Source organism: Magnetovibrio sp., assembly GCF_036568125.1.
Lineage (GTDB): Bacteria > Pseudomonadota > Alphaproteobacteria > Rhodospirillales > Magnetovibrionaceae > Magnetovibrio.
Genome location: NZ_DATCTF010000010.1, coordinates 662558 through 688016, shown reverse-complemented (window position 1 = coordinate 688016; position 25459 = coordinate 662558). Strand labels below are relative to the sequence as shown.

General features: G+C 58.0%; 32 protein-coding genes and 1 tRNA gene. 19 read left to right on the top strand and 14 right to left on the bottom strand.

All coding sequences use genetic code 11. The features are described 5' to 3' along the window. Position 1: 1 nt before the first annotated feature. From VIN96_RS08055 to VIN96_RS08030, 6 genes are all read right to left on the bottom strand, one after another. Complete coding sequence (locus VIN96_RS08055) at positions 2–1126, bottom strand: DUF2336 domain-containing protein (RefSeq protein WP_331895281.1); 1125 nt, start codon at positions 1124–1126, stop codon at positions 2–4. 273 nt (positions 1127–1399) lie between these two features. Then, complete coding sequence (locus VIN96_RS08050; RefSeq protein ID WP_331895279.1) at positions 1400–1675, bottom strand: hypothetical protein; 276 nt, start codon at positions 1673–1675, stop codon at positions 1400–1402. 16 nt (positions 1676–1691) lie between these two features. Next, the gene (locus VIN96_RS08045) at positions 1692–2447 is read right to left on the bottom strand and encodes an amino acid ABC transporter ATP-binding protein (protein ID WP_331895278.1); all 756 of its coding nucleotides are present in this window, start codon (positions 2445–2447) and stop codon (positions 1692–1694) included. A gap of 24 nt (positions 2448–2471) precedes the next feature. Then, positions 2472–3572: an amino acid ABC transporter permease gene (locus VIN96_RS08040; protein WP_331895277.1), complete on the bottom strand. Its 1101-nt coding sequence runs from the start codon at positions 3570–3572 to the stop codon at positions 2472–2474. A gap of 18 nt (positions 3573–3590) precedes the next feature. Continuing rightward, positions 3591–4787 (bottom strand): amino acid ABC transporter permease, encoded by a 1197-nt coding sequence (locus VIN96_RS08035; RefSeq protein ID WP_331895275.1) that lies wholly within the window; start codon positions 4785–4787, stop codon positions 3591–3593. A 113-nt stretch (positions 4788–4900) separates the two neighbouring features. Continuing rightward, the gene (locus VIN96_RS08030) at positions 4901–5914 is read right to left on the bottom strand and encodes an amino acid ABC transporter substrate-binding protein (protein WP_414675599.1); all 1014 of its coding nucleotides are present in this window, start codon (positions 5912–5914) and stop codon (positions 4901–4903) included. A gap of 374 nt (positions 5915–6288) precedes the next feature. Between VIN96_RS08030 and metC the strand changes: the two genes are divergently transcribed. Then, entirely contained in the window at positions 6289–7479 is a 1191-nt protein-coding gene (gene metC / locus VIN96_RS08025; RefSeq protein WP_331895273.1) for a cystathionine beta-lyase, read from the top strand. Here the strand turns inward: metC and VIN96_RS08020 are convergent. Genes VIN96_RS08020 through VIN96_RS08010 form a run of 3 tightly spaced genes read right to left on the bottom strand, consistent with a single transcriptional unit; the run spans position 7460 to position 9555 of the window. Further along, positions 7460–8257, bottom strand: coding sequence for a metal ABC transporter permease (locus tag VIN96_RS08020; RefSeq protein ID WP_331895272.1), 798 nt, complete (start codon positions 8255–8257; stop codon positions 7460–7462). The two genes, metC and VIN96_RS08020, sit on opposite strands and share 20 nt — an antisense overlap. Then, positions 8250–9017, bottom strand: coding sequence for a zinc ABC transporter ATP-binding protein ZnuC (znuC, locus tag VIN96_RS08015; RefSeq protein ID WP_331895270.1), 768 nt, complete (start codon positions 9015–9017; stop codon positions 8250–8252). Before znuC ends, VIN96_RS08020 begins: the two co-directional genes overlap by 8 nt. Then, a complete protein-coding gene (locus tag VIN96_RS08010) occupies positions 9010–9555 on the bottom strand; it encodes a Fur family transcriptional regulator (protein WP_331895269.1) in 546 nt (181 codons plus the stop codon). The genes znuC and VIN96_RS08010 overlap by 8 nt, the downstream gene beginning before the upstream one ends. Before the next feature lie 118 nt (positions 9556–9673). Between VIN96_RS08010 and VIN96_RS08005 the strand changes: the two genes are divergently transcribed. The 7 genes from VIN96_RS08005 to VIN96_RS07975 all read left to right on the top strand — a co-directional run bounded on the left by VIN96_RS08005 (position 9674) and on the right by VIN96_RS07975 (position 14782). Further along, positions 9674–10648, top strand: a complete 975-nt coding sequence (locus tag VIN96_RS08005) for a zinc ABC transporter substrate-binding protein (RefSeq protein WP_331895267.1) — start codon at positions 9674–9676, stop codon at positions 10646–10648. An 11-nt stretch (positions 10649–10659) separates the two neighbouring features. Beyond that, complete coding sequence (gene hisI / locus VIN96_RS08000) at positions 10660–11073, top strand: phosphoribosyl-AMP cyclohydrolase (protein ID WP_331895266.1); 414 nt, start codon at positions 10660–10662, stop codon at positions 11071–11073. Continuing rightward, positions 11066–12106 carry a GTP-binding protein gene (locus tag VIN96_RS07995; RefSeq protein ID WP_331895265.1) on the top strand — a complete coding sequence of 347 codons (1041 nt, stop codon included), beginning with the start codon at positions 11066–11068 and terminating at the stop codon, positions 12104–12106. The genes hisI and VIN96_RS07995 overlap by 8 nt, the downstream gene beginning before the upstream one ends. Before the next feature lie 83 nt (positions 12107–12189). Continuing rightward, a complete protein-coding gene (locus tag VIN96_RS07990; protein WP_331895264.1) occupies positions 12190–12375 on the top strand; it encodes a hypothetical protein in 186 nt (61 codons plus the stop codon). Positions 12376–12481: 106 nt separating this feature from the next. Beyond that, a complete protein-coding gene (gene ectA, locus VIN96_RS07985; RefSeq protein ID WP_331895260.1) occupies positions 12482–13090 on the top strand; it encodes a diaminobutyrate acetyltransferase in 609 nt (202 codons plus the stop codon). 25 nt (positions 13091–13115) lie between these two features. Beyond that, the gene (gene ectB, locus VIN96_RS07980) at positions 13116–14384 is read left to right on the top strand and encodes a diaminobutyrate--2-oxoglutarate transaminase (protein WP_331895259.1); all 1269 of its coding nucleotides are present in this window, start codon (positions 13116–13118) and stop codon (positions 14382–14384) included. Positions 14385–14398: 14 nt separating this feature from the next. Then, the gene (locus VIN96_RS07975) at positions 14399–14782 is read left to right on the top strand and encodes an ectoine synthase (RefSeq protein WP_331895257.1); all 384 of its coding nucleotides are present in this window, start codon (positions 14399–14401) and stop codon (positions 14780–14782) included. Here the strand turns inward: VIN96_RS07975 and VIN96_RS07970 are convergent. Continuing rightward, on the bottom strand, positions 14779–15117 hold the full coding sequence (locus tag VIN96_RS07970) for a PilZ domain-containing protein (protein WP_331895256.1): 339 nt from the start codon (positions 15115–15117) through the stop codon (positions 14779–14781). The two genes, VIN96_RS07975 and VIN96_RS07970, sit on opposite strands and share 4 nt — an antisense overlap. 206 nt (positions 15118–15323) lie before the next feature. Here VIN96_RS07970 and modA point away from each other — a divergent pair, with 206 nt between their 5' ends. The 5 genes from modA to VIN96_RS07945 all read left to right on the top strand — a co-directional run bounded on the left by modA (position 15324) and on the right by VIN96_RS07945 (position 20028). Further along, positions 15324–16109 carry a molybdate ABC transporter substrate-binding protein gene (gene modA, locus VIN96_RS07965; RefSeq protein WP_331895255.1) on the top strand — a complete coding sequence of 262 codons (786 nt, stop codon included), beginning with the start codon at positions 15324–15326 and terminating at the stop codon, positions 16107–16109. Further along, on the top strand, positions 16106–16813 hold the full coding sequence (gene modB / locus VIN96_RS07960; protein ID WP_331895254.1) for a molybdate ABC transporter permease subunit: 708 nt from the start codon (positions 16106–16108) through the stop codon (positions 16811–16813). The genes modA and modB overlap by 4 nt, the downstream gene beginning before the upstream one ends. Further along, positions 16806–17978, top strand: a complete 1173-nt coding sequence (modC, locus tag VIN96_RS07955; RefSeq protein WP_331895252.1) for a molybdenum ABC transporter ATP-binding protein — start codon at positions 16806–16808, stop codon at positions 17976–17978. The genes modB and modC overlap by 8 nt, the downstream gene beginning before the upstream one ends. A gap of 186 nt (positions 17979–18164) precedes the next feature. Further along, entirely contained in the window at positions 18165–19481 is a 1317-nt protein-coding gene (locus VIN96_RS07950; RefSeq protein ID WP_331895250.1) for a S8 family serine peptidase, read from the top strand. Between the two features lie 112 nt (positions 19482–19593). Beyond that, positions 19594–20028: a hypothetical protein gene (locus tag VIN96_RS07945; RefSeq protein ID WP_331895248.1), complete on the top strand. Its 435-nt coding sequence runs from the start codon at positions 19594–19596 to the stop codon at positions 20026–20028. On the opposite strand, the gene VIN96_RS07940 is transcribed toward VIN96_RS07945, so the two are convergent. The 3 genes from VIN96_RS07940 to VIN96_RS07930 form a co-directional block, all read right to left on the bottom strand. Then, positions 20025–20435, bottom strand: a complete 411-nt coding sequence (locus tag VIN96_RS07940) for a response regulator (protein WP_331895246.1) — start codon at positions 20433–20435, stop codon at positions 20025–20027. The genes VIN96_RS07945 and VIN96_RS07940 overlap by 4 nt on opposite strands. A gap of 602 nt (positions 20436–21037) precedes the next feature. After that, positions 21038–21334, bottom strand: a complete 297-nt coding sequence (locus VIN96_RS07935) for an ETC complex I subunit (RefSeq protein ID WP_331895245.1) — start codon at positions 21332–21334, stop codon at positions 21038–21040. A 91-nt stretch (positions 21335–21425) separates the two neighbouring features. Next, positions 21426–21502 (bottom strand) — tRNA-Pro (locus VIN96_RS07930). A 216-nt stretch (positions 21503–21718) separates the two neighbouring features. Between VIN96_RS07930 and VIN96_RS07925 the strand changes: the two genes are divergently transcribed. Beyond that, positions 21719–22522 carry a GGDEF domain-containing protein gene (locus VIN96_RS07925; protein ID WP_331895243.1) on the top strand — a complete coding sequence of 268 codons (804 nt, stop codon included), beginning with the start codon at positions 21719–21721 and terminating at the stop codon, positions 22520–22522. Here the strand turns inward: VIN96_RS07925 and VIN96_RS07920 are convergent. Next, positions 22490–23005, bottom strand: coding sequence for a DUF192 domain-containing protein (locus VIN96_RS07920; RefSeq protein ID WP_331895241.1), 516 nt, complete (start codon positions 23003–23005; stop codon positions 22490–22492). The genes VIN96_RS07925 and VIN96_RS07920 overlap by 33 nt on opposite strands. A gap of 165 nt (positions 23006–23170) precedes the next feature. Between VIN96_RS07920 and VIN96_RS07915 the strand changes: the two genes are divergently transcribed. The 5 genes from VIN96_RS07915 to VIN96_RS07895 are packed head-to-tail and all read left to right on the top strand — an operon-like array spanning position 23171 to position 25458. Further along, the gene (locus VIN96_RS07915; RefSeq protein WP_331895239.1) at positions 23171–23680 is read left to right on the top strand and encodes a Na+/H+ antiporter subunit E; all 510 of its coding nucleotides are present in this window, start codon (positions 23171–23173) and stop codon (positions 23678–23680) included. Further along, positions 23677–23976: a monovalent cation/H+ antiporter complex subunit F gene (locus tag VIN96_RS07910; protein ID WP_331895238.1), complete on the top strand. Its 300-nt coding sequence runs from the start codon at positions 23677–23679 to the stop codon at positions 23974–23976. Before VIN96_RS07915 ends, VIN96_RS07910 begins: the two co-directional genes overlap by 4 nt. Continuing rightward, positions 23976–24389, top strand: coding sequence for a monovalent cation/H(+) antiporter subunit G (mnhG, locus tag VIN96_RS07905; RefSeq protein ID WP_331895237.1), 414 nt, complete (start codon positions 23976–23978; stop codon positions 24387–24389). Before VIN96_RS07910 ends, mnhG begins: the two co-directional genes overlap by 1 nt. 11 nt (positions 24390–24400) lie before the next feature. After that, positions 24401–25012 carry a DUF4040 domain-containing protein gene (locus tag VIN96_RS07900; RefSeq protein WP_331895235.1) on the top strand — a complete coding sequence of 204 codons (612 nt, stop codon included), beginning with the start codon at positions 24401–24403 and terminating at the stop codon, positions 25010–25012. Beyond that, positions 25009–25458 (top strand): Na(+)/H(+) antiporter subunit B, encoded by a 450-nt coding sequence (locus tag VIN96_RS07895; protein ID WP_331895234.1) that lies wholly within the window; start codon positions 25009–25011, stop codon positions 25456–25458. Before VIN96_RS07900 ends, VIN96_RS07895 begins: the two co-directional genes overlap by 4 nt. Position 25459 lies beyond the last annotated feature (1 nt).

Sequence of the window (25459 nt, the reverse complement as noted above, 5' to 3'; positions counted from 1 at the left end):
TTCAGTCATCCCGTATGCCAACAGCACGCAAAGCCGACAAATAGTCTTGATTGCGGCGCCAATGATTTAAAACGCGTTCCGCAACCTCTTTGGTGAAGCTATCGTAAAAAACCAAGGCCGTTCGCACATTGTTTTTGAATTGGGAACTGCTTTCCATTTGTGTACGCCCAAGCAGGCCTAATAAGGATGCATAGACCTCTTTGTCGTAGCCAAGTCCCTTGCAGATGACGGCGAGCCCTTCCCCTTCGGGTTCCAGGGTCAGCTTCAAAATCAAATTTTCCCGGACCCCCGATATGGTCGACAGCAAGGACACAAACAGATGCACTTCTCCGACCGACAGCACATTAATCAACAGCTCGCTATTGGCTTGGCCGCCTCGCACCAGTTCTTCGGCGAGGTGTTTCGATTTACCGCTATACTCGCTCTCACCTATCTCCGAGGTGTAAAGATCCATGGCCGTCTGCTCGAGCACCTCATCGATAATGCCCTCGTCTAAGTCATAGTTCTGAGCGATCATTTCGCGCAAAGCCGCGGATACCCACAAGTACATACGTTGGGCAATTTTGGGCGGAAGGTCTTCACGACGCAACAACGGTTCTTGAAAGGTGTCGACCCGTCGTGATTCCGCCTCCAGATACTCGTACGCCGCTTGCGAAATCGACGCGTTGGCATTGTTCAGCAACGATACGATGACTTTTTCACTGCCCGTATTGATGAGCTCTTGGGACACGTCCACGCTGACTTTGCGGCGCATCGAAATCGCGATCTGGTGCTCTTGAGATCTTTTCTTGATGATCTCGATCAGATCCTCATCCTTGAGAACACCGCTGTCCTTGAGGATCGGGAACGCGACCTCGGACGTATCGTTCGCCAAAAATGAAATGAGGCTTTCAGGAACATCGGGCATGGCTGATAATCGCACGCTGATCTGCGCCCGCACGGATTGTTCGATTTCGCTGATTGTTTTTTCCAAAATCTCCAGAATCAGATTTTTTTCTTTGTCGGAGATTTGGCCTCGTTCGTCAGAAAAAAGCTCGCCAATCAACGTGACCAGACGGCGCCGTCCCTCGGCCGACCTGTCACGAGATAAAGCCAGAAGCCTGCTGACATCGGAGTCACCTTGCACTCTAGTCATCCTTTTCGCGTTCTTTCTGAAAGACCATTGCAGCACATATCCTGCACAAACAGCAATCTACATAACACCGTATGTGATTCATGGCGGTTAATCTAGCTATCATCTCGCAATAAGCCACCGGCGTATTACCGGGCAAAAATCATCGCCTCGTCACGCCTTCTTAATTCATACTACTATTATTCAATCCAGACATTAACGTTCGTCATCAAATGAAAAACCCCGGCTATTTGCCGGGGTTTCGTTAACGAACCAAAGTGGAACGGCTCAGCGCATGCTTTCCAAATTCGCCGCCAGGGCATTTCGGATGCGTTTGATTTCTTCCGAAACCTTGTGGGCGCGGTCGCGGTCTTCTTCGCAGACGTGATCATAGGCGATCGCGGCGCAACGTTCGCGCTCTTCCAGCAAAGCATCGATAATGGTCTGCTCGATCGCCTTGATCACCTCTTCATCGTGACCGGCGCACGAAACGTCGAGAATTTTCTGGATCTTCAGTTTCGTTTCCTCGGCGCGATCCCGCAGGCTCTTGGGTGTCGGTGACATGCTCATCCCTCCCCGTTCAATGGTTCAAGATTTGGCTGAGGAACAGCTTGGTGCGATCATTTTGCGGATTGTCAAAGAACTCATGGGGTTCGTTTTCTTCGACGATCTGACCGGCATCCATGAAGATCACCCGATTGGCGACCAGCTTGGCGAAGCCCATTTCGTGGGTGACGCACAACATGGTCATGCCTTCGTTGGCCAGCTCGACCATGACGTCGAGCACTTCCTTGATCATTTCCGGATCGAGCGCCGAGGTCGGCTCGTCGAACAGCATGATTTTCGGGTTCATGCACAACGAGCGCGCAATCGCCACACGTTGTTGCTGACCGCCGGAAAGCTGACCGGGATACTTGCCCGCCTGTTCCGGAATCTTCACGCGTTCCAGATAATGCATGGCGATTTTCTCGGCTTCGGCCTTGGGCATCTTGCGCACCCAAATCGGCGCCAAAGTGCAGTTTTCCAACACCGTCAGATGCGGGAACAAGTTGAAGTGCTGGAAGCACATGCCGACCTCGCGGCGCACCTCGTCGATGCGCTTGAGATCTTCGGTCAGCTCGATGCCGTTGACGATGATTTGCCCCGCCTGGTGTTCCTCCAGACGGTTGATGCAGCGGATCATGGTCGATTTGCCGGACCCGGACGGCCCGCAAATAACAATGCGTTCACCCGGCGAGACATTGAGGTTGATGTTTTTCAGAACATGAAACTCACCGTACCATTTGTTGACGTCCACCAGTTGGACGGCCAGTTCGTTCGAAGTTGCGTTTTCCATAGCCATACTCTTCCTACTGAGGACTTAACGTTTGTGCCCGGTGTGCAGTTTGCGTTCCAATTTTTGGCTGTAGCGAGACATGCCAAAACAGAACACCCAAAAGCATGCCGCCGCGAAGACATACCCTTCGATCGCGACATTGCCCCATGCGGGATCGGTGATCGCCGCTTGAACCGTCGCCAGGATGTCCAGCAGGCCGATGATCAGCACCAGCGTGGTGTCCTTAAACAATGCGATGAAGGTGTTGACGATGCCGGGGATCACCAGCTTAAGCGCCTGAGGCAAAATGATAAGCCCCATGCTTTTCCAGTAGCTCAAACCCAGCGCCTTAGCGGCCTCGTATTGACCGCGGGGAATGGCTTGCAAACCACCGCGGATCACTTCGGCCATATAGGCGGACTGGAACATGGTGATGCCGATCAAGGCGCGCAGCAGCTTGTCGAAGTTCATGCCATCGGGCAGGAACAACGGCAGCATCACCGACGACATGAACAGCACCGAAATCAACGGAACGCCGCGCCACAATTCGATAAACGCGATACAGAAAGTCCGGATCACCGGCATTTCCGAACGACGCCCCAACGCCAGCACAACGCCGAACGGCAGCGCCGCGACGATGCCGACGTAGGCCAGCATCAACGTCAGCGCCAAGCCGCCCCATTTTTCGGTTTCGACATGTTCCAAACCGAACATGTCGCTGCCCGCGATCAAGAAGAAGCAGATCACCGGGAAACCGGTCAGCGAGAAGATGCCCAACGGCAGTTTGTATGGAAACTTCTCGAAAAACTGTGGACCGAAAGACAAGATCAACAACAAGAAGCACAGATCCAACCGCCAATACTCAGTCGCTGGGTAGCTGCCGTACGTGAAGATGTCCAAGCGGTTGCCGATAAACGCCCAACACGCGCCACCGGTCGCACACACGGTTTTGTCGTCACCGGTGAAATTGGCCGAGAAAATCGCCCAATCCAAAACCGGAACCAGCGTGATGTACAAGAGGTAAGCCACCGCAATGGTCAACACCGTATAAAGCGGCGTCGAAAACAAATTGGTACGCATCCAACCAACGACCCCGGTCGTCGCAGCGGGCGGCGGAAGGTCGGGAAGTGATTTGAATTCGTTCATAATCCAGACTCTCCTTCTCTATCTTTCGACCAGGGACATTTTTTTGTTGTACCAGTTCATCAGCGCCGAAATGGACAGGCTCATGATCAAGTAAACCGCCATGGTCATCGCGACGATTTCCACGGCTTGACCCGTTTGGTTCAAGGTCGTGCCCATGAACACACCGACCAAATCGGGATAACCGATGGCGGTTGCCAGGGACGAGTTCTTGGCCAAGTTCAAATACTGAGACGTCAGCGGCGGAATGATCACGCGCATGGCCTGGGGAATGACGATCAAACGCAGGGTCGGGCCGTTGCGCAGGCCCAGCGCATGGGCGGCTTCGGTCTGGCCGTGACTAACGGCGAGAATGCCCGCGCGCACGATCTCGGCGATGAAGGCCGCAGTGTAGAGCGACAAGGCCCACCAAAGCGCCATCAGTTCGGGAATAACCCGGATGCCGCCTTGGAAGTTGAAGCCCTTCAGTGCCGGATAATCAAAGCTCATCGGCATGCCCATAACGGCAAACACCAACAGCGGCAAGACGACAATCAATCCCAAAGAGGTCAACAACGAGGGAAACGGCTGGCCGGTTTCCATCTGGCGCTTGTTGGCCCAGCGCACAATCACGAACGATGCCACGACCGCCATCAGGAAGACTGCGGTAACGATACCAAAGCCGCTTTCGGGAATGGGCCCCGGAATGTACAGGCCGCGACCGTTGAGAAACACGCCGTCCAACAGATTGATGCTGTCGCGCGGGTGCGGCAAGGTCGACAGAACCGCGAAATACCAAAAGAAGATCTGCAGCAGCAACGGAATGTTGCGCAGGATTTCAACGTACACCGAGGCTATCTTGGCGATCAGCCAGTTGCTGGACAACCGCGCCACGCCGATGATGAAGCCCAAGATGGTCGCCGTCACGATGCCCATCACGGACACCAGAAGCGTGTTCAACAAGCCGACATAGAAGGTGTCGCCGTAGGTGTGTGTCTCATCGTATTCGATGAGCGACATCAAAATGCCGAACCCGGCGGTGCTGTCGAGGAACGCGAAGCCGGTGGTGATACCGCGGCGTTCCATATTGGTCAGCGTGTTGTCGAAAATCGTGTAGAAAAACCAGCCGATCGCAAGGGCCGCCAACACCTGAAAGGTGATGGATCGAAACGTGGGATCGTTCCAAATCGCCGTTTTGCCGTGACCGGATGTGCCGTGAGTTTTTGTCGGGTCCGCCATGTGCCCGTATCTCCCGTCCCCAGTGCGCTCAATAAAATTGAGACTTGAACATTCAGGTTAATAGCAAACCGGCCATGCCCCCTGAGGGAACATGGCCGGATCACCATTATGCTTTAGCGGATCGGCGGAGCGTACTGCAGGCCGCCTTGGTTCCACAGCGCGTTCAGACCACGGGAGATGGCCAGCGGTGTGGCGGGACCAACGTTGCGCTCGAACATTTCGGCGTAGTTGCCGACCTGAGAGATCGCGTTGTAAGCCCAGTCGGCGGTGAGGCCCAACTTGGTGCCAGCGTCGCCTTCGGTGCCGAGCAGACGTTTGACGTTCGGATCGGCAGCGCCCTTCATTTCAGCGGCGTTGGCGGACGTCACGCCCATTTCTTCAGCGTTAACTTGGGCAAACAAGGTCCAGCGGACAATGTTGAACCAAGCGTCGTCGCCCTGACGGACCACGGGGCCGAGCGGCTCTTTGGAGATGACTTCCGGCAGCACCATGGCGCTGTTCGGGTCAGCCATTTTGGAGCGGATCGCGTAGAGCTGCGATTGGTCGGAGGTCAGGATGTCGCAACGTGCGGATTCGAAACCTTCGCGGGTTTGGTCGGACGTATCGAACACGACGGCGGAGTACTTCATGCCGTTGAGGCGGAAGTAGTCGGCGAGGTTGAGCTCAGTGGTGGTGCCAGCCTGAATACAGACAGACGCGCCGTCGAGTTCTTTCGCGCTTTTGACGCCGAGAGCTTTCTGAACCAGGAAGCCCTGACCGTCGTAGTAGTTGACGCCGGCGAAGTTCAGACCCAGCGAGGTGTCGCGGGTGTGGGTCCAGGTGGTGTTGCGCGACAGCATGTCGATTTCACCCGACTGCAGCGCGGTGAAACGTTCTTTCGCGGTCAGCGGAACGAAGCGCACTTTCTTGGCATCGCCCAAAACGGCGGCGGCGACGGCACGGCAGGTGTCGACGTCGATACCGGTCCAGTTGCCTTTTTCGTCCTGCAGGGAGAAGCCCGGCAGACCGGTGCTCACGCCGCAAGACAGCGTGCCGCGCTTTTGAACATCTTCAAGGGTGCCAGCCGAAGCCGACGTGGCGATCATGGCTGCAGCCACGGCGCCGAGAACGGTAATGGATTTTTTCACGGTTGTTTCCTCCGAAATTCCCAATTCAGTTTTTTTTCGATACCGCCACATGTGAATCACATGACGATATGATATTGAAGATGAACTCTCCGGTTCCCCAACCGTTTTGCCTTACAGCATGAGAGTCCGTCTCGCACCAGATGGATCAGGCGTAACACGATTGTTTCAAACACCTCAAGCCTGAATTGTAACGAAACAATCCACAAGTGCGATACACCGTTTGAACTAGATGGTATGTTTATCGGCATATACCAGGGTCGGCACTGGCATATTTGTGCGGTTTAAGCCACAATTGCTTGATCTCATTGATTGTTTTAATTTCTTAATGACGCGCAAAACGCACCAACTTTAACAACCCAAGAGCGGTCTTTAGTATGACTATTTCACCTAAAAACAAGCATGGCGACACCCGACTCACGACATCAGGTCGCAACCCCGAAGCCAATTTCGGTATCGTCAATCCGCCTGTGTATCATGCTTCGACCGTAACCTTTCCGACCGTCGCCGCGTTGCGCGATGCGGAGAAGCACCGCTTCGACCGGGTCTATTACGGACGTTACGGTACCCCGACCACGTTCGCCTTCGAAGAGGCCGTTGCCGACCTGGAAGGCGCGGCCCACTGCGTTGCGGTGCCGTCCGGCATGGCGGCCATCGCTGTGTCGCTGGCGGCGACCTTGCACGCGGGCGAACACGTCCTGGTCAGCGACAGCGTCTATTTCCCGACCATTTCCTATTGTAAGGGGTTCTTGAAAAAATTCGGCGTCGAGGTGTCGTATTTCCCGCCAATGGCAAGCGCGGCGGAACTGAAATCCCTGATGCGCGACAACACCAAGATCGTATTCACCGAAGCACCAGGCTCTATCACCTTCGAAGTCCAAGACATCCCGATGATCGCCGACATCGCCCACGCGGGCGGTGCCAAGGTGGTGATGGATAACACCTGGTCGGCCGGATACCATTTCAAACCGTTCGAACACGGCGTGGACATTTCGGTGCAGGCCGCGACCAAGTATATCGTCGGCCATTCGGACGCCATGCTCGGCACGTTGACGGTCAACGACCGCAGTCTTTACGAACACATCAAGATCACCCAGGTGGGGCTCGGCTATTCGACCTCGCCGGACGATTGTTATCTGGGGCTGCGCGGACTGCGGTCCCTGGCGACGCGGCTGCCGCGTCACGAAAGCACCGGCCTCAAGCTGGCCGAGTGGCTGGCGGCGTGTCCCGAAGTCGAAACCGTTCTGCACCCCGCCCTACCCAGCTGCCCGGGCCACGATATCTTCAAGCGCGATTTCACCGGGTCATCGGGTTTGTTCGGCGTGGTGCTGAAGGACGGCCCGACGGAACAAGATCTGGCGCGTATGCTCGACGGCATGGAACTGTTTGCCATGGGCTACAGTTGGGGCGGTTTCGAAAGCCTGATCATCCCGTCCGATCCGCGCACCATGCGCACCACCTACGACTGGCCGTACAACCAGCCGGTGCTGCGCATTCATGCCGGTTTGGAAGACCCCGACGACTTGCTTGCCGATCTGGAAGCGGGGCTCAAGCGTCTTTCGACCTGACCAGCAGGCCCAAGACGAACAATGCCGAGGCGCTGGCGACGATACTCGGCCCGGCGGGAAGATCGTATTGATAGGATGACCACAAGCCGACCACGACGGAGATCAACCCCGCCCCCGCCGCCAATGCGCCCATAGCCTCGGGCGTGCGCGACAGGCTGCGCACAGCAGACGCGGGAATGATCAGCATCGACGTCACCAGCAAGATGCCCACCACCTGCATCGCCAGCGCCACCACGATGGCCAGCAACAGCATAAACGCCAAATCCGTGCGCCGCACGTTGACGCCTTCGACCTCGGCCAGATCGGCGTGCACCGTGGCGCTGAGCAACGGCCGCCACAATCGGACCAGCACGGCGAAAATCAACGCCATGCCGCCCCAGGTCCATGCCACGTCGGACCAGCCCACCGCCAAAATGTCGCCGAACAAATAGCCCATCAAATCGATGCGCACCGAGTCCAAGGTCGAGGCGACGATCAGACCGACCGCCAACGCCCCATGGGCGAGGACGCCCAACAAAGTGTCGAGCGACAGTCCGCGCACCCGCTGCAAGCCGCTCAAAATCAACGCCATCGCCACGACCACGAACCCGACGCCCAGCACCGGATCGACGCCGACGACGAAACCCAGCGCCACCCCCAACAACGCAGTGTGCGACAACGCGCCGCCGAAATACGCCATCCGCCGCCACACCACGAACGCGCCCAGGGGTCCCGCGACCAGCGCCACCGCACACCCCGCCAACAGGGCGCGCACCAAAAATGTGTCGAGCTCAATCATGGTCGCAACTCTCAGAATGTACATGCCCGTCCAAGGCGTGCTCGTGGTCGTGATGGTGGGCATACACCGCCAGTGTCGAGGCGACCTCGTCGCCGAACAAGGCGACGAATTCGGGATGACGGCTGACCGCGTGGGGATGGCCGGCACAACACACATGACGGTTGAGGCAAATGACGTGATCGGTCTGCGCCATCACCACATGCAGATCGTGCGACACCATCAGCACCGCGACGCCGTGCTGCTCACGAATGTTTTGCACCAATCGGTAAAGTTCCGCCTGACCGGTCAGGTCGACACCTTGAACCGGCTCGTCCAGAACCAACAAGTCGGGCTTGCGCAGCATCGCGCGCGCCAACAGCACGCGCTGCATCTCGCCGCCGGAAATGCCTTGCATGGGCTGGTCCATGACATGCCCTGCGCCGACCTCGCCCAAGACGTCTGTATAATCTTCGGCGCGCAATCCCCGCGGCGCGCCCAAATCCAAAAACCGTTTCACCGTGATCGGCAATGCCGGGTCGATGCTGACGCGCTGGGGCATATACCCGATGGACAAGCCCTTTTTGCGCGTCACTTTGCCGACGCTAGGCTTAACCAAGCCAAGCAACACCCGCACCAAGGTCGTCTTGCCCGCGCCATTGGGACCGATCAGCGTGACGATTTCGCCCTTGCGCACCGTGACGTCGCCACCGGACAAAACCGTGTGTCCGCCAAAGGCGACTTCGACACCGCGGGCTTCGATCAAAACGGAAGGGTCAGTCATGGCGGTGTGACAGTTTTTGACATTGCGCGCATACGCCTTCCAGCTCAACCGTCGGGTGTTCGATACTAAATCCGACCGCCCGCGCGCCCTTGCCGATGGCGGCGTCGATGGTGCGGTCGATCAATTCCGCCGCCCGACCGCAATCGCGGCAAATCAAGAATTGACCGTCGTGGTCGACATCGGGTTCCGCACAACCGATGTAGGCGTTCAAACTTTCGATGCGGTGGATCAAGCCTTGGGCCAACAGAAAGTCGAGCGCCCGGTACACGGTCGGCGGCTGGGCCTTGCGCACCCCATCACTGAGGCGTTCCAAAACATCGTACGCCCCCACCGGACTGTGGCTTTGCCACACCAGTTCGAACACTTGGCGGCGAATGTCAGTCAAGCGCACCCCGCGCGACGCACATATCTGTTCGGCGCGCGCCAAAGCGCTACGCACGCATTTGGCGTGATCGTGATGGGCATCGGGAAACGAGCCGGGCTTCACGGGCGCTGTCGGCGTGGTCGATGCTTGGGACTTGCTTGGCGGTTGGGGCATGGGTGGTCCGCTCCTTAACAATTGTTATGTTATAACATTTATCCTTTCAGCGCCAAACGTTATATTGTAACTTGCTTCTCCTACCACTCAGACTACGTCCACATGAGGATCGCCAACCATGTTCAAGCCGCGCTTTGTCCGCCCCTTCCCCTCGTCCGTGCCTGCGCTTTTGATTGCAGCCATTTTGACATTGGGATTGGCGCCGACGTCAACGCTCGCCGCCCCGCCAACGGTTGCGACCTCGATCAAGCCGGTGCAGGCGCTGGTCAAGATGGTAATGGGCAGCCTGGGCGATCCGGAACTGGTGATCCCTGCGACCGCGTCGCCGCATATGTTTGCGCTCAAGCCATCCCAAGCCACCACCCTTGAGCAAGCCGACGTGGTGTTTTGGATCGGCCCCGATATGGAAACGACGCTGATCGGCCCGCTCGACAAGATGGCCGCCAACGCCCGTGTGGTCGAACTGATGAAAACCCCGGGTCTGCGTCTGATTCATTTCGACGAAGAAGCTCAAAACGATGATGGCCACGCGCACGGCAATGTCGACCCGCACATCTGGCTGGCGCCCAGCAATGGCCGCAAGATGATCTCCTACATCGCCGAGGTGTTGAGCGAGATCGATCCCCCCAATGCCGACACTTACGCCAAGAACGCCAAAAAGGCCCGCCAACGCATCACCATCTTGTCGCGCAAGACCATGGATTACGTGGTGCAGATGCGTTACACGCCATACTTGGTTCAGCACGATGGCTACGGATACTTGGCGCTGGAATTCGGCATGAACGAAGTCGGCCACATCCAAACCACACCCGGCCGCGAACCGGGCGCCAAGCACGTCGCAGACATCATCGAACTGATCAAAAGCAAAAACGTCAAATGCCTGATGCACGAACCGCAATTTGCGCCTAAATTGGCCGAGCGCCTGAAGCAAGAAACCGGCATCGCGTTGCGCGAAATCGATCCCATGGGCATTCATTTGTCCTTGTCCGACACCACATATGTGCGCATCATTCAGGGCATCATCGTATCCATGGAACCATGCCTGCAACCGCGCGCACCCAAGCAACCGGCGCAACCGGCGCCGACACAATAACGGACCCCGTCATGAGCAACGACTTTCCCATCTCGCCCGAACTGGCCGCCCAGGTCGCGGATCAACTGAACTATAACTCTGATGGTTTGATCGCCGCCATTGCGCAACAGCACGACGACGGCGAAGTTCTCATGATGGCGTGGATGAATCGCGACGCGGTGGTGGAAACCTTGACCACCGGGCGGGTGTGTTACTTCTCGCGTTCGCGTGCCAAATTGTGGCGCAAGGGCGAAAGCTCCGGCCAAGTGCAGAGCTTGGTGGATTTTCGCTGGGACTGCGACAGCGACACGGTGTTGGCGTTGGTCGATCAAAAAGGCGTGGCGTGCCACACCGGGCGACGCAACTGCTTTTACAAATCGATCCGCAACGGCGAAGTGAGCACCATCGCCGAGGTCGAGATTTCTCCGGACGAGCTGTATGGCTGACGCACAAGCCGAGGGCCCCATCACCGCAGTCGCCGTGACGGTGCTGACGGGGTTTCTCGGCAGCGGCAAGACCACCTTGCTCAATCACCTGCTCGACGATCCCGACCTGGGACAATCCGCCGTTCTCATCAACGAATTCGGCAGCGTTTCCATCGATCATCTGTTGGTCGAAAAGATCGACGAAAGCACGGTGCTGCTGGAAAGCGGTTGCGTGTGTTGTTCTGTGCGTTCCGATCTGGTCGAAGCCATGCGCGGCCTGATCGCCAAGCGCGCCGACGGGCGCGTGCCTGCGTTCGAACGGCTGGTGATCGAAACCACCGGCCTCGCCGATCCTGCGCCGATCGTGCACACCTTGATGAGCGATCCGATCATCGCCGGTCAGTTTCGCCTCGACGGATTGGTGACGACGGTGGACGGGGTGCTCGGCTTCACGACCTTGGACGAACATTCGGAAGCCGTCAAACAGGCCGCCATCGCCGATCGCATCATCATCACCAAATGCGACATCGCCACCGATCTCGAACCGCTCGAACACCGCCTCAAGAACCTCAACCCCGCCGCCCCATTGATCAAAGCCGAACACGGCCGGGTGGCGGCGCGCGATCTGATCGATGCGGGATTGTTCGACAAAAACTTCGTGCCTCATGCGCAACGCTGGCTGGGCGACGCCGCCATCCACGACTACCATGACCACCATGACCACGGTCACCGCCACGACCAAAGCATCCGCACCTTCGTTCTGCGCGCCGACGGCCCGATCGATTTCATGGCGTTTCAGGAATGGCTGGAAATGCTGCTCGCCACCCAAGGGGCGAACGTGCTGCGCGTGAAAGGCATTTTGGACGTCAAGGGCGTCGACCGCCCGGTCGCGATTCACGGCGTGCAACACGTCTTCCATCCGCCCGCCGCGTTGCCGTCGTGGGACGGCATCGAAAAGCGCTCTCGCCTCGTGTTCATCACCCGGGGCTTGGGCGAACAGGCGGTGCGCGACACCTTCGCTGCGCACATGCCGGGGCAACTGCTAGACGACTGATCGCGCACCCACGACAGGGCGTCATATGCCCGTCAAGGGAGCGTCATTTGACATTCCCGACGAAATCCGTAGGGTATGCCCCGATGTTTGAAAATGATCCCAGCACCGAACAAGTCGAAAACCTCATCGCTGAAGATGAGGTCGCAACCTTGCGCGACAAAGTCAACGAGGTGCATGCGTGCCTGCGCAAAAGCGTAGCGGTTACGTGGATCTTCACCGGCAAATATTCCATGCCGCTGTCGGAACATCTGATCCCCTTTAGAACCTAAGGTTCTTCCCAGCTGGTTTCAGTGCCGGCAATTGACATGCGCGTTCGCATTCGTGGACGCGCCCTTCCGCTCATCCCCATCTCAGAACACAGCAATAGGACATCCTATGCCCGACCTTATCGCATCGAACGAATCTATCGACCCTTCAACTACCAGCGGCAATGCCGCCCCTGCACCGAGCAGGGTCGAAGGCATTGCCGCAGAAGCCATCCTCGACACGGACGGGGTGGGCATCCGCGCCCCATCGCACAACGAAGGCGCCTTGATGTGGGAACTGGCCCGCGACGCGGGTGGTTTGGATTTGAATTCCCCCTACGCCTACATGATGGCATGCCGTCATTTCCCCAACAGCTGCGCCATCGCCGAAATCTACGGCCAACCCGCCGGGTTCGTCATGGCGCACCGCATACCGGCGCGCAACGACGTGCTGTTCATCTGGCAGGTAGCGGTATTGCCCGAATTTCGCGGTCTCGGCATCGCCAAGCGCATGTTCGACAGCATCGTGGAGCGTGACGTCAACGCCGGCGTGCGCACCATCGAAGCCACGGTGACGCCGTCCAACACGTCATCGGCGGCGCTGTTTTCCGCCTTCGCCAAGGGCCGTGATGCGCACCTCGACATTCGTTCGTGTTTTGGTGCGGACGACTTCCCAGAAGGTCAAGGGCACGAAGCCGAAGACCTTTACGTGATCTCGCCGATCACCTCGATTGCTTGAAACCAGAGAACGAAAGGACAAGACGATGAACACTTTTGAAACGCACGAATCCAACGTTCGAGGTTACATCCGCAGCTTCCCCACCGTATTCACCACGGCCAAGGACGCGCATCTCGTCGATCAGGACGGCACCAAATACATCGATTTTTTCGCGGGCGCAGGCGTCCTGAATTACGGCCATAACAATGCCAAACTTAAAGACGCGGTGATGAGTTACATGGCCGATGACGGCATCATGCACGGACTCGACATGGGCACCGCCGCCAAGGAAACATTCCTCGAAACCTTTTACGAGGTAATCTTGAAACCCCGCGGCATGGACTACAAGGTTCAGTTCCCCGGCCCCACCGGCACCAACGCCGTGGAAAGCGCCTTGAAATTGGCGCGCAAGGTCACCGGGCGTACCAACGTGGTCAGCTTCACCAACGCCTTTCACGGCATGACGGCGGGCTCACTGGCGCTGACCGGCAACGCCGCCAAACGCGCCGGCGCGGGCATACCACTCAACAACGTCTCGACCATGCCGTTCGACGGCTACATGGGCCAAGATGTCGACACGCTCGCATACTTCGAGAAGACCTTGTGCGATTCCGGCAGCGGCATCGACAAACCCGCAGCTGTGATTGTCGAAACCATCCAAGGCGAAGGCGGCATCAACGTCGCTGGGTGGAAATGGCTGCGCCGCCTGCGCAGCATCTGCACCCAGTACGATATCTTGATGATCGTCGACGACATCCAGATGGGCTGTGGGCGCACCGGTCCGTTCTTCAGCTTCGAACCGGCCGCCATCAAACCCGACCTGATCTGCCTGTCCAAAGCCATCAGCGGCTTGGGGCTGCCGATGGCGTTGGTGCTGATCCGTCCCGACTTGGACATCTGGAATCCCGGCGAACACAACGGCACATTTCGCGGCAACAACCTGGCGTTCGTGTCGGCGACCGAAGCGTTGGACTATTGGCGCGATGCTAGGCTGGAAGAAAACGTCGCCATCAAGGGCCGCCGCATCCGCGAACGTTTGTCGGACGTCGTGCGGGCCAATCCGCAAGCCAACTTGAAGATCCGCGGACGCGGCATGATCCAAGGCCTGGTGACCGACGATGACAATCTCGCCGTCGACATTTGCGCCGCGGCGTTCAAGCGTGGCTTGATCATGGAAACGGCCGGGGCGAACGATCAGGTCGCGAAAATCATGCCGCCGTTGACCATTGATGAACTGACCCTGGAAAAAGGCCTGGAAATTTTCAATCAGGTCGCCACCCAGGTGATCCAAAAGCGCCTCTCGGACGCTGCCTAAGGAGAGATGTAAATATGATTGTGAAGAAGCTCGACGATGTTTTGGGCACCGAGCACGAAGTCAAAGGCGGCAATTGGACCAGTCGGCGCTTGATCCTCAAAGATGCGGGCATGGGCTTTTCCATGCACGACACGTTGATCCATGCCGGAACGGAAACCTTAATTTGGTACAAAAACCATCTCGAAGCGGTCTACTGCATCGAAGGCAAGGGCGAGATCGAAGTGTTGCCGGACGGCCCGACCTATCCGATCGAACCGGGTACGCTCTATGCCCTGAACGGTAATGAGAAACATCTGCTGCGAGCGGAAAAAGAAATGCGCATGATCTGCACCTTCAACCCACCGCTCACCGGGTTGGAGGTACACGATGACGAAGGTGTCTATCCGGTGATGGATTAAACCAGATTGCGCATTTCACCGCATTGGTTCAGTGCGTCGGTCAGGAAGTCATAAGCTTTCGCATCGAGGCCCAAATAGTTCACCGCGATGACGCCATCATCGGTGCGCACCACGCGGGCGGGCAGTTGGACATCGTGCATGTCGCCTTTGCGACAGCCCAGTCCCGCCACCGTCACCAGTGCACCGGGTGTCAGGCGGCCTTGGTAATCGTCGAGCAAAAAGCCGCCCATGCTCCAGTTCGTGACCTCATAGGTCTGGCCATCCAAACGCACGACAAGACCCATGCGCCCAGCGCGTGGATGCTTGCGACGGTCTTCATTCAGATGCAGTTCCATGTCTCAATTCTCTGTTCGTGTGGCCATGAGACCTGCGTCATTTCAGATCACCAGCCACATTAGCCCCGATGAAGAGTTTACGCAAATATGACAAGATGGGTGTGACGAACGTCACAGTTGGCTATTTTTCAGCCAACGCCTTGACATTGAGCAACAAAAGCTGCCGTTATTCATTTAATAATATAACGCTTTCAATGGGGACGCATATGAAGCTGAGACGTTTGTCGGCGTTGATCATTGTGGGACTAGGCCTCGCCTTAGCCAGCGGCTCTCTGGCGCAAGAACGGGCGCAAAAAACCGTGACGGTATTCGCCGCCGCCAGCACTCAACCGGCCTTAAACGCGCTCGTGCCCGTGCTCGAACGGCGCGGCATCACGCTCAAGGCGGTCCATGGCGGAAGCTCGGCCTTAGCGCGCCAAATCGAACATGGCGCACCAGCCGATATTTTCCTATCTGCAAACGTGCGGTGGATGGATTACCTCACCGACCTCGGCTTAATCATTTACGACAGCAAGCGCACCGTCGCCACCAATCAACTGGTCTTGATAGCAGGCCCCAAATCCTTTACCGCGCCGAAGTTGGCGTTCGGTCCCGGATACCCGCTTGACGCGGTGCTGCAGGGCGAACGTCTGGCGATTGCCGACCCCGACCACGTACCAGCCGGCATTTATGGCCGCGAAGCCCTGGGCACCTTGCGGATGTGGACCAAGGTGCAGAGCAATTTGGCGCGCACCAGCGACGTCACCTCAGCGTTGATGCTGGTGGCGCGTGGCGAGGCGCGCCTGGGGGTGGTATATGCGTCCGACGTCAAAAGATCGGACCGCGTGTCGCAGTTCGCAGCGTTCCCCCCGTCGAGCCACAGTCCCATCACCTACCCCGCCGCGATCGTGCGCGGCCAGGATCGCGACGCTGTGCGCACGGTGATGAACCTGTTTATCAGTCCGGAAGGGCAAGCGGCATTCAAGGCCGCCGGTTTCGAGGGGGCGCCGTGAGCTGGAACCTGTCGCCGCTGGAATGGGAAGCCCTGCGCCTGAGCCTCAAGGTCGCAGCCTGGGCCACGGCGGCGAGCCTTCCGGTCGGTATTTTCATCGCCTGGCTGCTGGCCCGTCGCCGCTTCGTCGGACACGGCATTTTGAACGGCATCGTGCACTTGCCCTTGGTGCTTCCGCCGGTGGTGATCGGGTATGCGTTGTTGATCTTGTTGGGGCGCGGCGGCCTTGTCGGCGGATGGTTGTATGAGACCTTTGGCGTAAGCCTGGCATTCACCTGGAAAGGTGCTGCGGTGGCTGCGGCGGTGATGGCGTTTCCGCTGATGGTGCGCGCTATGCGCCTGAGCCTCGAAGCCGTTGATCCCGGCTTGGAACAAGCCGCGCGCACGTTGGGGGCATCACCGCTTCGGACGTTCACCACCGTGACGCTACCGCTGATGCTGCCCGGCGTGATCACCGGGGCGGTGCTGGCGTTCGCCCGGGCGTTGGGCGAGTTCGGCGCGACCATCACGTTCGTGTCCAACATTCCCGGCGAAACCCGCACCTTGCCGCTGGCGCTGTATACCTTCACCCAGGTGCCGGGCGGCGAAACCAGCGCGCTGCGCCTTGCGGTGTTGGCCGTGGTGGTAGCGCTGATCGCGCTGATCGCCAGCGAGGCCTTGGCGCGCCGAGTGCGACACGTGACGCAAGGAGGGGATCGTGACTGAGCCCAACGCCTCCTCCCCCACATTGCTGTCCGTCGATGTGCAACGGCGCAGCGGCGATTTTTCCATCGACGTCCAGATCGAGGCTGGATCCGGAATCACCACCTTGTTCGGTAAATCGGGCGCTGGCAAAAGCACCGTCGTCGGCATGTTGGCGGGCTTGCTCAAACCCGACAGCGGTCACATCCGGGTGGGTGGACAAACCCTGTTTGACAGCACCCAAAGCATCGACATTGCACCCGAACACCGCCAGGTCGGTTACGTCTTTCAAGACGCACGGCTGTTCCCACACATGAACGTGGCGAAGAACTTGCGTTACGGCCAAAGTCGCCTGCCAGCCCCCAACCGCGCAGAAAGCTTCGATCGGGTGGTGGCGCTGTTGGGACTGGAAGGCCTGCTGGAACGCCGCCCCGCCAATTTATCCGGCGGTGAAAAGCAGCGCGTCGCCATCGGTCGGGCGTTGCTGAGCAACCCGCGTATTTTACTGATGGATGAGCCGTTGGCGTCCTTGGATGCGGCGCGCAAAAGTGAAATCCTGCCTTACATCGAACGTCTGGCGAGCGAATTCGACCTGCCGGTGGTGTACGTATCGCACGCGGTGGAGGAAGTGGTGCGGTTGTCGGACACCTTGGTGCTGATTTCGCACGGACGCGTGGCCGCGCAAGGCGCGGTCGAAGACATCATGGGGCGCATCGACTTGGGCCCGCTGACCGGACGCTACGAAGCAGGCGCGGTGCTGACGCCGACCGTCGCGGCGCCCATCGCGGAACACCACCTCACCAAGTTGACGTTGCTCGGCCACGACATGTACGTGCCGTCGGTCGACATATCCGTTGGCGCACAGGTGCGCTTGCGGGTGCGTGCACGCGACGTCTCGCTCGCCCTTGCGCGGCCCGAGGGCACCTCGATCCTCAACATCTTGCCGTGCACGGTCCATGAAATCCAAGCCGGCGCGGGTTCTCATGTCGAAATCGCTTTGCGCGTCACGCCACATGACACGTCGGATGAACACGGCACCCCGCAAACGGTCCTGGCGCGAATTACGCAAAAATCGTTGAAAGACATGGGATTGGAACCGGGTAAATCGGTGTACGCCCTGATCAAGGCCGTCGCCATCGACCGCCACAGCCTCGGCGGACATGGCCCAGGCACCAATCGACGCTCTTAACATCACAATCATTGCCTACGTACATTTGTACTATTGTAGGATCGGCATGCTAGTCCTTTAATATGATACAATTATCATTTATACATAAATTTCCGGGCAAATATCATGGCAACACCGAATTCCATAAAACCTACCGGCAAGGCGGGACCTAAGCCGAAGAGCAAATCCGCTCCGAAAAAGAAGGGTATGGATTCAGATACCAAGACCATCCTCAGCATTGTGGGTGGCTTGGGCGGCATTTTGGTGCTCATTCTCGGCGGTTTGGGGTTGTATAATTATCTCTCTCAGACCGAGAAACCCCAGAACGTTGCAACCGTCAACGTCGATGCACCTGATGCAACCGCAGCCCAAAACTTACCTAGCGCAACGACCATGACGGCATCGCAATTGGAGGCCTTCAAGGCCTTTGAAGGCATGCGCTCGACGTTTTCGCCGGAACACGCCTATGAACCGGGCGAAGTCATCCTCGCTGCGCCGCCTGCGGGTTTCGAGGACAAGATCCGCCCCGCCGGCTTTCATGTCTTGGAACACGTCAATTTGGGCCGTTTGGGCCTGAAGGTCGTGCGGGTCGCCACGCCCACCGGCATGAGCGTTCCCGACGCTTTGAAAAAGCTCGCGATTTTGTTGCCCGGCGTGACCATGGACGCCAACAACCAATTCGAAGACAGTTCCTCTGGCGCGGCCACAGCCGGATCGAACCCGCGCGCGATGGCCGGATGGGACAATTTGTCGCCAAACTGCGGCTCGGGCCTTGTACTGGGGCAGATCGACAGCGGCGTAGACATGACGCATCCGGCGCTGAAGGGACAACACATTCAATATCAGGCCTTTACCAAATCAGGACGCGAACCCGGCCCGCCTGACCACGGCACCGCCGTCGCCGCCATGTTGGTGGGCAGCGTCGATTGGGGTGGCCTGTTGCCCGGCGCACAGCTTTACGCCGCCAATATGTTTGAAATTAATGAAAAGGGCCAGAAGGTGGGCTCGGCCATCGGTCTGATGAAGGCCGTCGACTGGCTGGCGACCCAAAAGGTTCATGCCGTCAACCTGTCCATTGCCGGTGGCGACAACAAGGTCGTGCGCAAAGCTTTCGACCTTGCCAAAAACGCCAACTTGCTGCTGATCGCCGCGGTCGGGAATTGGGGTCGATCCGACAAACCGGCCTACCCTGCCGCTTATGACTATGTGGTGGCGGTGACCGCAACAAAGGGCGCGGAACTGATTTACAGCCACGCCAATCAAGGCAAATACGTCGATTTCGCCGCACCCGGCGTCGGCATCTACACCGCGCTGGCCGGTGGCGGCGGCAAACCGCAAACCGGCACCTCGTTCGCCACGCCGTACATCACGGCCATGGCCGCGATCCTCAACAAAGCGGGCAAAACCCCCACGGCCACGGATTTGCGCCGCTTGCTCAGCACCGCGACCACCGATCTCGGCAAACCCGGCAAGGATGAAGTGTTCGGTTATGGCTACGTCAAAGCCCGCCCGGCCTGCAAATAACCGCTTGGGGCTTATTGCAAAACCTTGAATTCGCAACAGCGGGGTTGATTTTTCGCGCCATCACGCCGCATAGTGCCACTGCGGCCCCGCCTTGTTACGAAAATGTAATGTTGTGAATGCTTCTTCCAAAAGGTTGCCGCAGATTGCGCACATTGCGTTCCTGGCACGTTGTGCGCTCGTGATTGCGTTTCAGCTTTCCGTGTCCTCCTCGTCCCTGGCGCAATCGAACATCGTTCCCGACGAAACCGGAATCTCCCCGCGGAATGCTCCCGAAGGTGAGGTCCGCGGACCGCAGCCACCAACACAAAACGAGCCTGGCGAAGTCTTGGTTCTCGATCCACCTGAGGGACTGGAACCCCGCCTCGCCGCCCTTGGCTTTCATGTTATAGAAAGCGTGAAAATGGAAGGGTTGGGAATCCGCATGTTGCGCGTATCGACACCGCCAAACACGAGCGTTTTTCAAGCCATTGAACGCTTAAGTCGGGAATTTCCGGACGTCACCTTTGACGCGAATACTTACTTCAACGCAAGCGCCGGGCCCATTTAAGCACGGGCGACGTTTAGGCGCTGATTGGAGACATGGCGGGATACGCTCATCACGTTGATGACCGCGTTCAACAACTCTTCACCGCCGAACGGTTTTTCCAAGGTGGTGCTGGCGCCGAACAGTTCCGCCGCTTCGACGAAGTTCTTTTTGACGATCGCGCCACCGCCGGAAATCGCAATGATGGCCAGATCGGGAAAGTCCATCCTCAATTCACGGATGGTTTCCAGGCCTTCTTTTTGAGGCATCACCAAATCGACGATGGCGATGTCAAAAGGCGTCGCACGCTGTTTATCGATGCCGCTATCGGCATCGCCGGCATCCGACACTTCGTGCCCGGCACTCTCCAATACGGCGCGAATGGATGTGCGAACGAACTTGTCGTCGTCAATAACCAGAATACGGCTCATTTTTCCTCGCCATACATCGTCATCACTCCCGACCCATGTCAAAAAACATATCAACTTTCAACGATTACGGGAATCATCCTAATGGATGAGACATATAAGCGGTCTGTTCACAGCGTAAACTACGGACAATTCGCACTCATACCAGCGCTTGATGATGCCTTGCCCCTATTATGCTGAAACAAAAAGCCCCCTGACCACAGTCAGAGGGCTTTGGCGTTGGTGCTCCCGGCGCGACTCGAACGCGCAACCTGCGGATTAGCATACCCACCACGACTTTCGCCGCCGCATAAGCGTTTGGGGTCTGGACCATCCCTTGGCCGTACCGCCTTCACACGGCGACTTAGGCCCCGACCGTCTGGCCTCTACACCTTCCCCCGTGGGCGACTCCCCTTGGAGGCTTGGCTCGGGATTGCCACGTTGCGCTCGGCGCACAGAGGTTTCCCCGAATTTGGCCGGATCTACGTCGGTGGTTTCCCACCGCGCACTCCTCAATCAAAGTCCGCTGCTCTATCCAGTTGAGCTACGGGAGCGAAGCGCCTACACAACCACTGTTATACATAAGCGCAATTCATGGCGTTCACCTAGTCGCTGCGACGTTGCGCTCAACGCACTCTGTCGTAAGCGAAACGGTCCGCGTAGGATTTGAGAATTCTTTTGGGTTCGTGTGGGGCGATCACCTGGGCGTCGAGACCGACGCGCTCGGCATAAGCTTCGGCCTCTTGCTGGGTATCAAAGCGCAGTTTGACCTGACCGCGGGTATCGCCGGATCCGGTCCACCCCATCAGCGGGTCGAGGGTTTTCGCCTCACCGGGTTCAAACTCCAACACCCACTTCTTCATGCGGGCCTTGCCAGATTGCATCGCGTTCTTAGCGGGACGATAAATGCGCGCATTGGCCATTGCTTGGCACCCCCAGTCTTAACTCTCAACCCAATCGAACAGTTACTTTCCAATCACCGTCGCCGACATGCAAGAGCCGACTTTAGGTGAATGGTCGGGGAGACAGGATTCGAACCTGCGACCCTCTGGTCCCAAACCAGATGCGCTACCAGGCTGCGCCACTCCCCGACTGGGACGCAAAGTATGCGTTTTATTCATCGGGAGCAAGCCTTCAACGCAGAAACTATTTATCCCCACACCTGTCAAAACTACGTATTGCCATTTACGCATCTGCAGGTCACATTTTATACGGAACCTATAATTAATAAATACTACTTATGAGTTCTGCTTGGGGGTTTGTTTTATATTGGGCAATAATGCGCCAGCGGTGCATTCAGAAAGTTGATGTTTCAGGATTTTAATTCGACTAACCATCCAATATTGCAGGCCATAGCTTTCTCGCTGAAGGTCATCATCGTCGTCGCGGCGCTGGCGTTCGTGTGGCAATTCGGTATCTCCGACAATTGGCGGGCATTTTCCGCCACCAGCATTCCCCCTGAAACCTTTCGTGCGCATATGAGTTTTGTGCTCATCATCACCTCATTCGCGTTTTTAGCCCTGATCGCCCCCACTTACACCTTGTATCGTTACATCATCCGCCGCGATTTGGCCGAAGCGCAAATCAAACACATGGCCACCCACGACACCCTGACCAACGTCCCAAACCGCAACCTGTTCTTCGACCGTCTTGAACTGGCAATGGCCAGCGCCAACCGCCATCGTGAAAAACTCGCCGTTCTGTTCATCGATCTGGACGGCTTCAAGGCCGTCAACGACCGACTGGGCCATGACGCAGGCGATCATATTTTGAAGACCACGGCCAAGCGGCTGGTCGGCGCGTTGCGTGATTCGGACACCGTCGCGCGGTTTGGTGGCGACGAATTCGTCGCCATTCTCACCGACGTCAAGGATGCCGCCAAGGTCGACGCCGTGGTGCAAAAGCTGAAAGCGGAAATCGCCGCCGAGACCGTCTTCGAATCCAAGACGATTTCCGTCGGCGTCAGTATCGGGGCGGCCGTGTATCCCGATCATTCGGTCAACATGGACAAGCTGGTCTGCATGGCGGATCGATCCATGTACAACGACAAACAGATCGAGGCCGACGCTGCGGTTCCGTTAACGCAGCTCCAATCGGTCGCCAAGGCTTAAGCCCAGCCTCTCGGCCGTGCCCGCAGGAACTTCCAAGACGTAGCGGGTCAATCCCGGCGCAACGATGAACTTTTGGGAAAAAGGTTCCGTGTGCGCGGCGATGTGCGCGATGCGGAAAGCGGAATCGAAAAACAGCATATCCAGCGACAAAAACGTGTTCTTCATCCACATCGTGATGGCGCGCGGAGGATTGTAATCGAACAGCATGCCGTGATCGGCCGCGAGGTTTTTACGAAACATCAAGCCGCGCCGCTGTTCCGCCATCGTTTTCGCCCATTCGACCTGAAAGGTGTGGCTTTGGCCCGATTGCGAGACGATGGTGATCGGCGTCGTCGCCATCATCGCCGATTCGCGTTGCGCACCCTGCTGGGTGTCGCCAGCCTGCGCTGGGGTGGTCGCGGACAAATAAAACCACACCAACATGAACAACGCCGCAAACACAGCGACGAACAACAGGACAAATCTTACAAAAAAAGAGCTCATAGAGACGGATCATAACGCCGGACGCGCCACCCGCGCCACCCCATAGCATCGAATATCCCATTCTGTGGGAATGTGGCGATTTCTAGGCCGATCGCGCTTGCTTCACCGGGGCGCGGCTCCTATTCTCGCGAACAGTCATGAATCGCGTCTGGGGAGCCACTCTACGTGTTGCACGCCATATCACTGGGCACAGCCCTGGCCATCCTGTGGATGTTGCTGTCGGGCATGTTCGAACCCTTGCTGCTGGGCTTGGGCATCGCATCAGTGGTGCTGACCGTGTGGATCGCGCACCAAATGGACGTCGTCGATCATGAAGGTCACCCCATCCATTTGGGGGTTCGCGGAATATTCTATTTTCCGTGGCTGGCCATTGAAATCGTTAAGGCCAACTTGGATGTCACTCGTATCATTCTCAGCCCGAAAATGAACATTCAGCCGCACATATTCAAAACCAAGGCATCGCAACTCAGCGACGTCGGCCTGACCGCCTATGCCAACTCCATCACCCTGACGCCCGGCACCGTCACCATCACCATGGAAGACGACGCCACGTTCGAAGTCCACGCCCTCACCGTTGCCGCGCGCGAAGGCGTCGAAAGCTTGGAAATGGATCGCCGCTGCACCGCCATGGAAGCCATGCGCAAGCCCGATGCGGATGGGGAGACGAAATCATGACCGTGACCATGTTCTCCGTCGCCTCGATCGCCGTATTGGTGGCCATGGCCCTGAGCATGATCCGCGCACTGGTCGGACCGACGGTGTTCGACCGCATCCTTGCCGTCAACGTTACCGGCACGCTTACGGTGGTTTTGATCGCGGTGTATGGCTTCTTGGACGGACGGCCCGACTTTCTGGACATTGGCCTGTTGTATGCGTTGATCAATTTCATCGGCACCATCGCGGTGAGTAAATACGTCAAGTTCCGTGACCTCGGCCATCCCATGGATGGCCCCGACGAGGGTGACGTGTAATGCCCGACATCTTGAACACCATGATCGGACCGCTGGTGTTGGCCGATTGGCTGAGCTGGTTCTGCATCGTCACCGGATCGTTTTTTGCCATTGTCGGTGCGTTGGGCATCGTGCGCTTGCCGGACGTGTTTTCGCGCATGCATGGCGCGGGCATCATCGACACTTTGGGCATCATGATGATCCTGACCGGGCTGATGTTTCAGGCCGACGAAGCCATCGTGGTGATCAAATTGGCGTTGATCTTGTTGTTCATCTTCTTCACCTCGCCGACCACCACCTTTGCCCTGGCGCGCGCAGCGATCCACGGCGGCGTCACCCCCGGCCCGACCGCCGAAGAAATGGCAGAATCTCAAAAAGCCAAAGCCAGCGCCAAAGACAATAAGAACAAGGAGGCGGCATCATCGAACACCTAATCGACATCGCCTTGCTGCTGTTCATGGTCGTCACCGCGTTTTGGCTGGTGTGGCTGCGCAACCTGTTCGCCGTCGTGATGCTGACGGGCATTTATTCGCTGTTCGCCGCCGCGCTTTACGTGGTGATGGACGCCGTCGACGTGGCGTTCACCGAAGCCGCCGTCGGCGCGGGCATATCCACGGTGCTGATGCTCGGCACCCTGTCCATGACCACCGATCAAGAAAAGGTCCACAAGGGCCCGTCGCCATTGGCTTTGTTGCTGGTGTTCGCGACCGGCGGGGTGTTGATTTACGGCACCTTCGACATGCCGCGCTACGGCGATGCCAACGCCCCGATCAACCAGCACGTGGCCAACCGCTACGTTGAAAAATCCGGCGAAGAGGTCGGCCCCCCCAACATCGTGACATCTGTTTTGGCCAGCTATCGGGGCTATGACACCCTCGGCGAGACGGCAGTGGTGTTTACCGCTGCGGTCGGCGTGCTGGTGATCATCGGACGGTCCAAGGGTGGATCCATGCCGGGATCGCGCGCGGCGCGGCGTCGGCGCGAAGACCAGGATCAAGCCCCCGACGGCGTGCACCCCCAGGTTGCCAAATCGACCGATGAGGAGACCCCGTCATGATGGTCGAAAAGCCGCTGTTGCGGGTTATTGCCAAACTTCTGATTCCGCTGATCATGCTGTTTGCTTTTTATGTGCAGTTCCATGGCGATTTCGGCCCCGGCGGCGGCTTCCAAGCCGGGGTGATTTTGGCCGTGGCGTTCATCCTCTACGCCTTGATCTTCGGCGTTAGGGTGGCGCGCCGCGTGATCCCGGCTGCCGTCAGCCGCAATCTTTTGGCGTTGGGCGTGTTGATTTACGGCGGCACCGGTGTGGCGACGTTGCTTCTGGGCGGCGAGTTTCTCGACTACAACGTCTTGGCCTCGACGGTTCACGGCGGCCAGCACCTGGGCATTTTCGTGGTGGAATTCGGCGTCGGCATGACGGTGGCGGGCGCGATGATCACCATTTTCTATACCTTCGCCGGACACGTGAACGACGAACTGCCGTTCCGCAAGGGTGGGCGCTGAG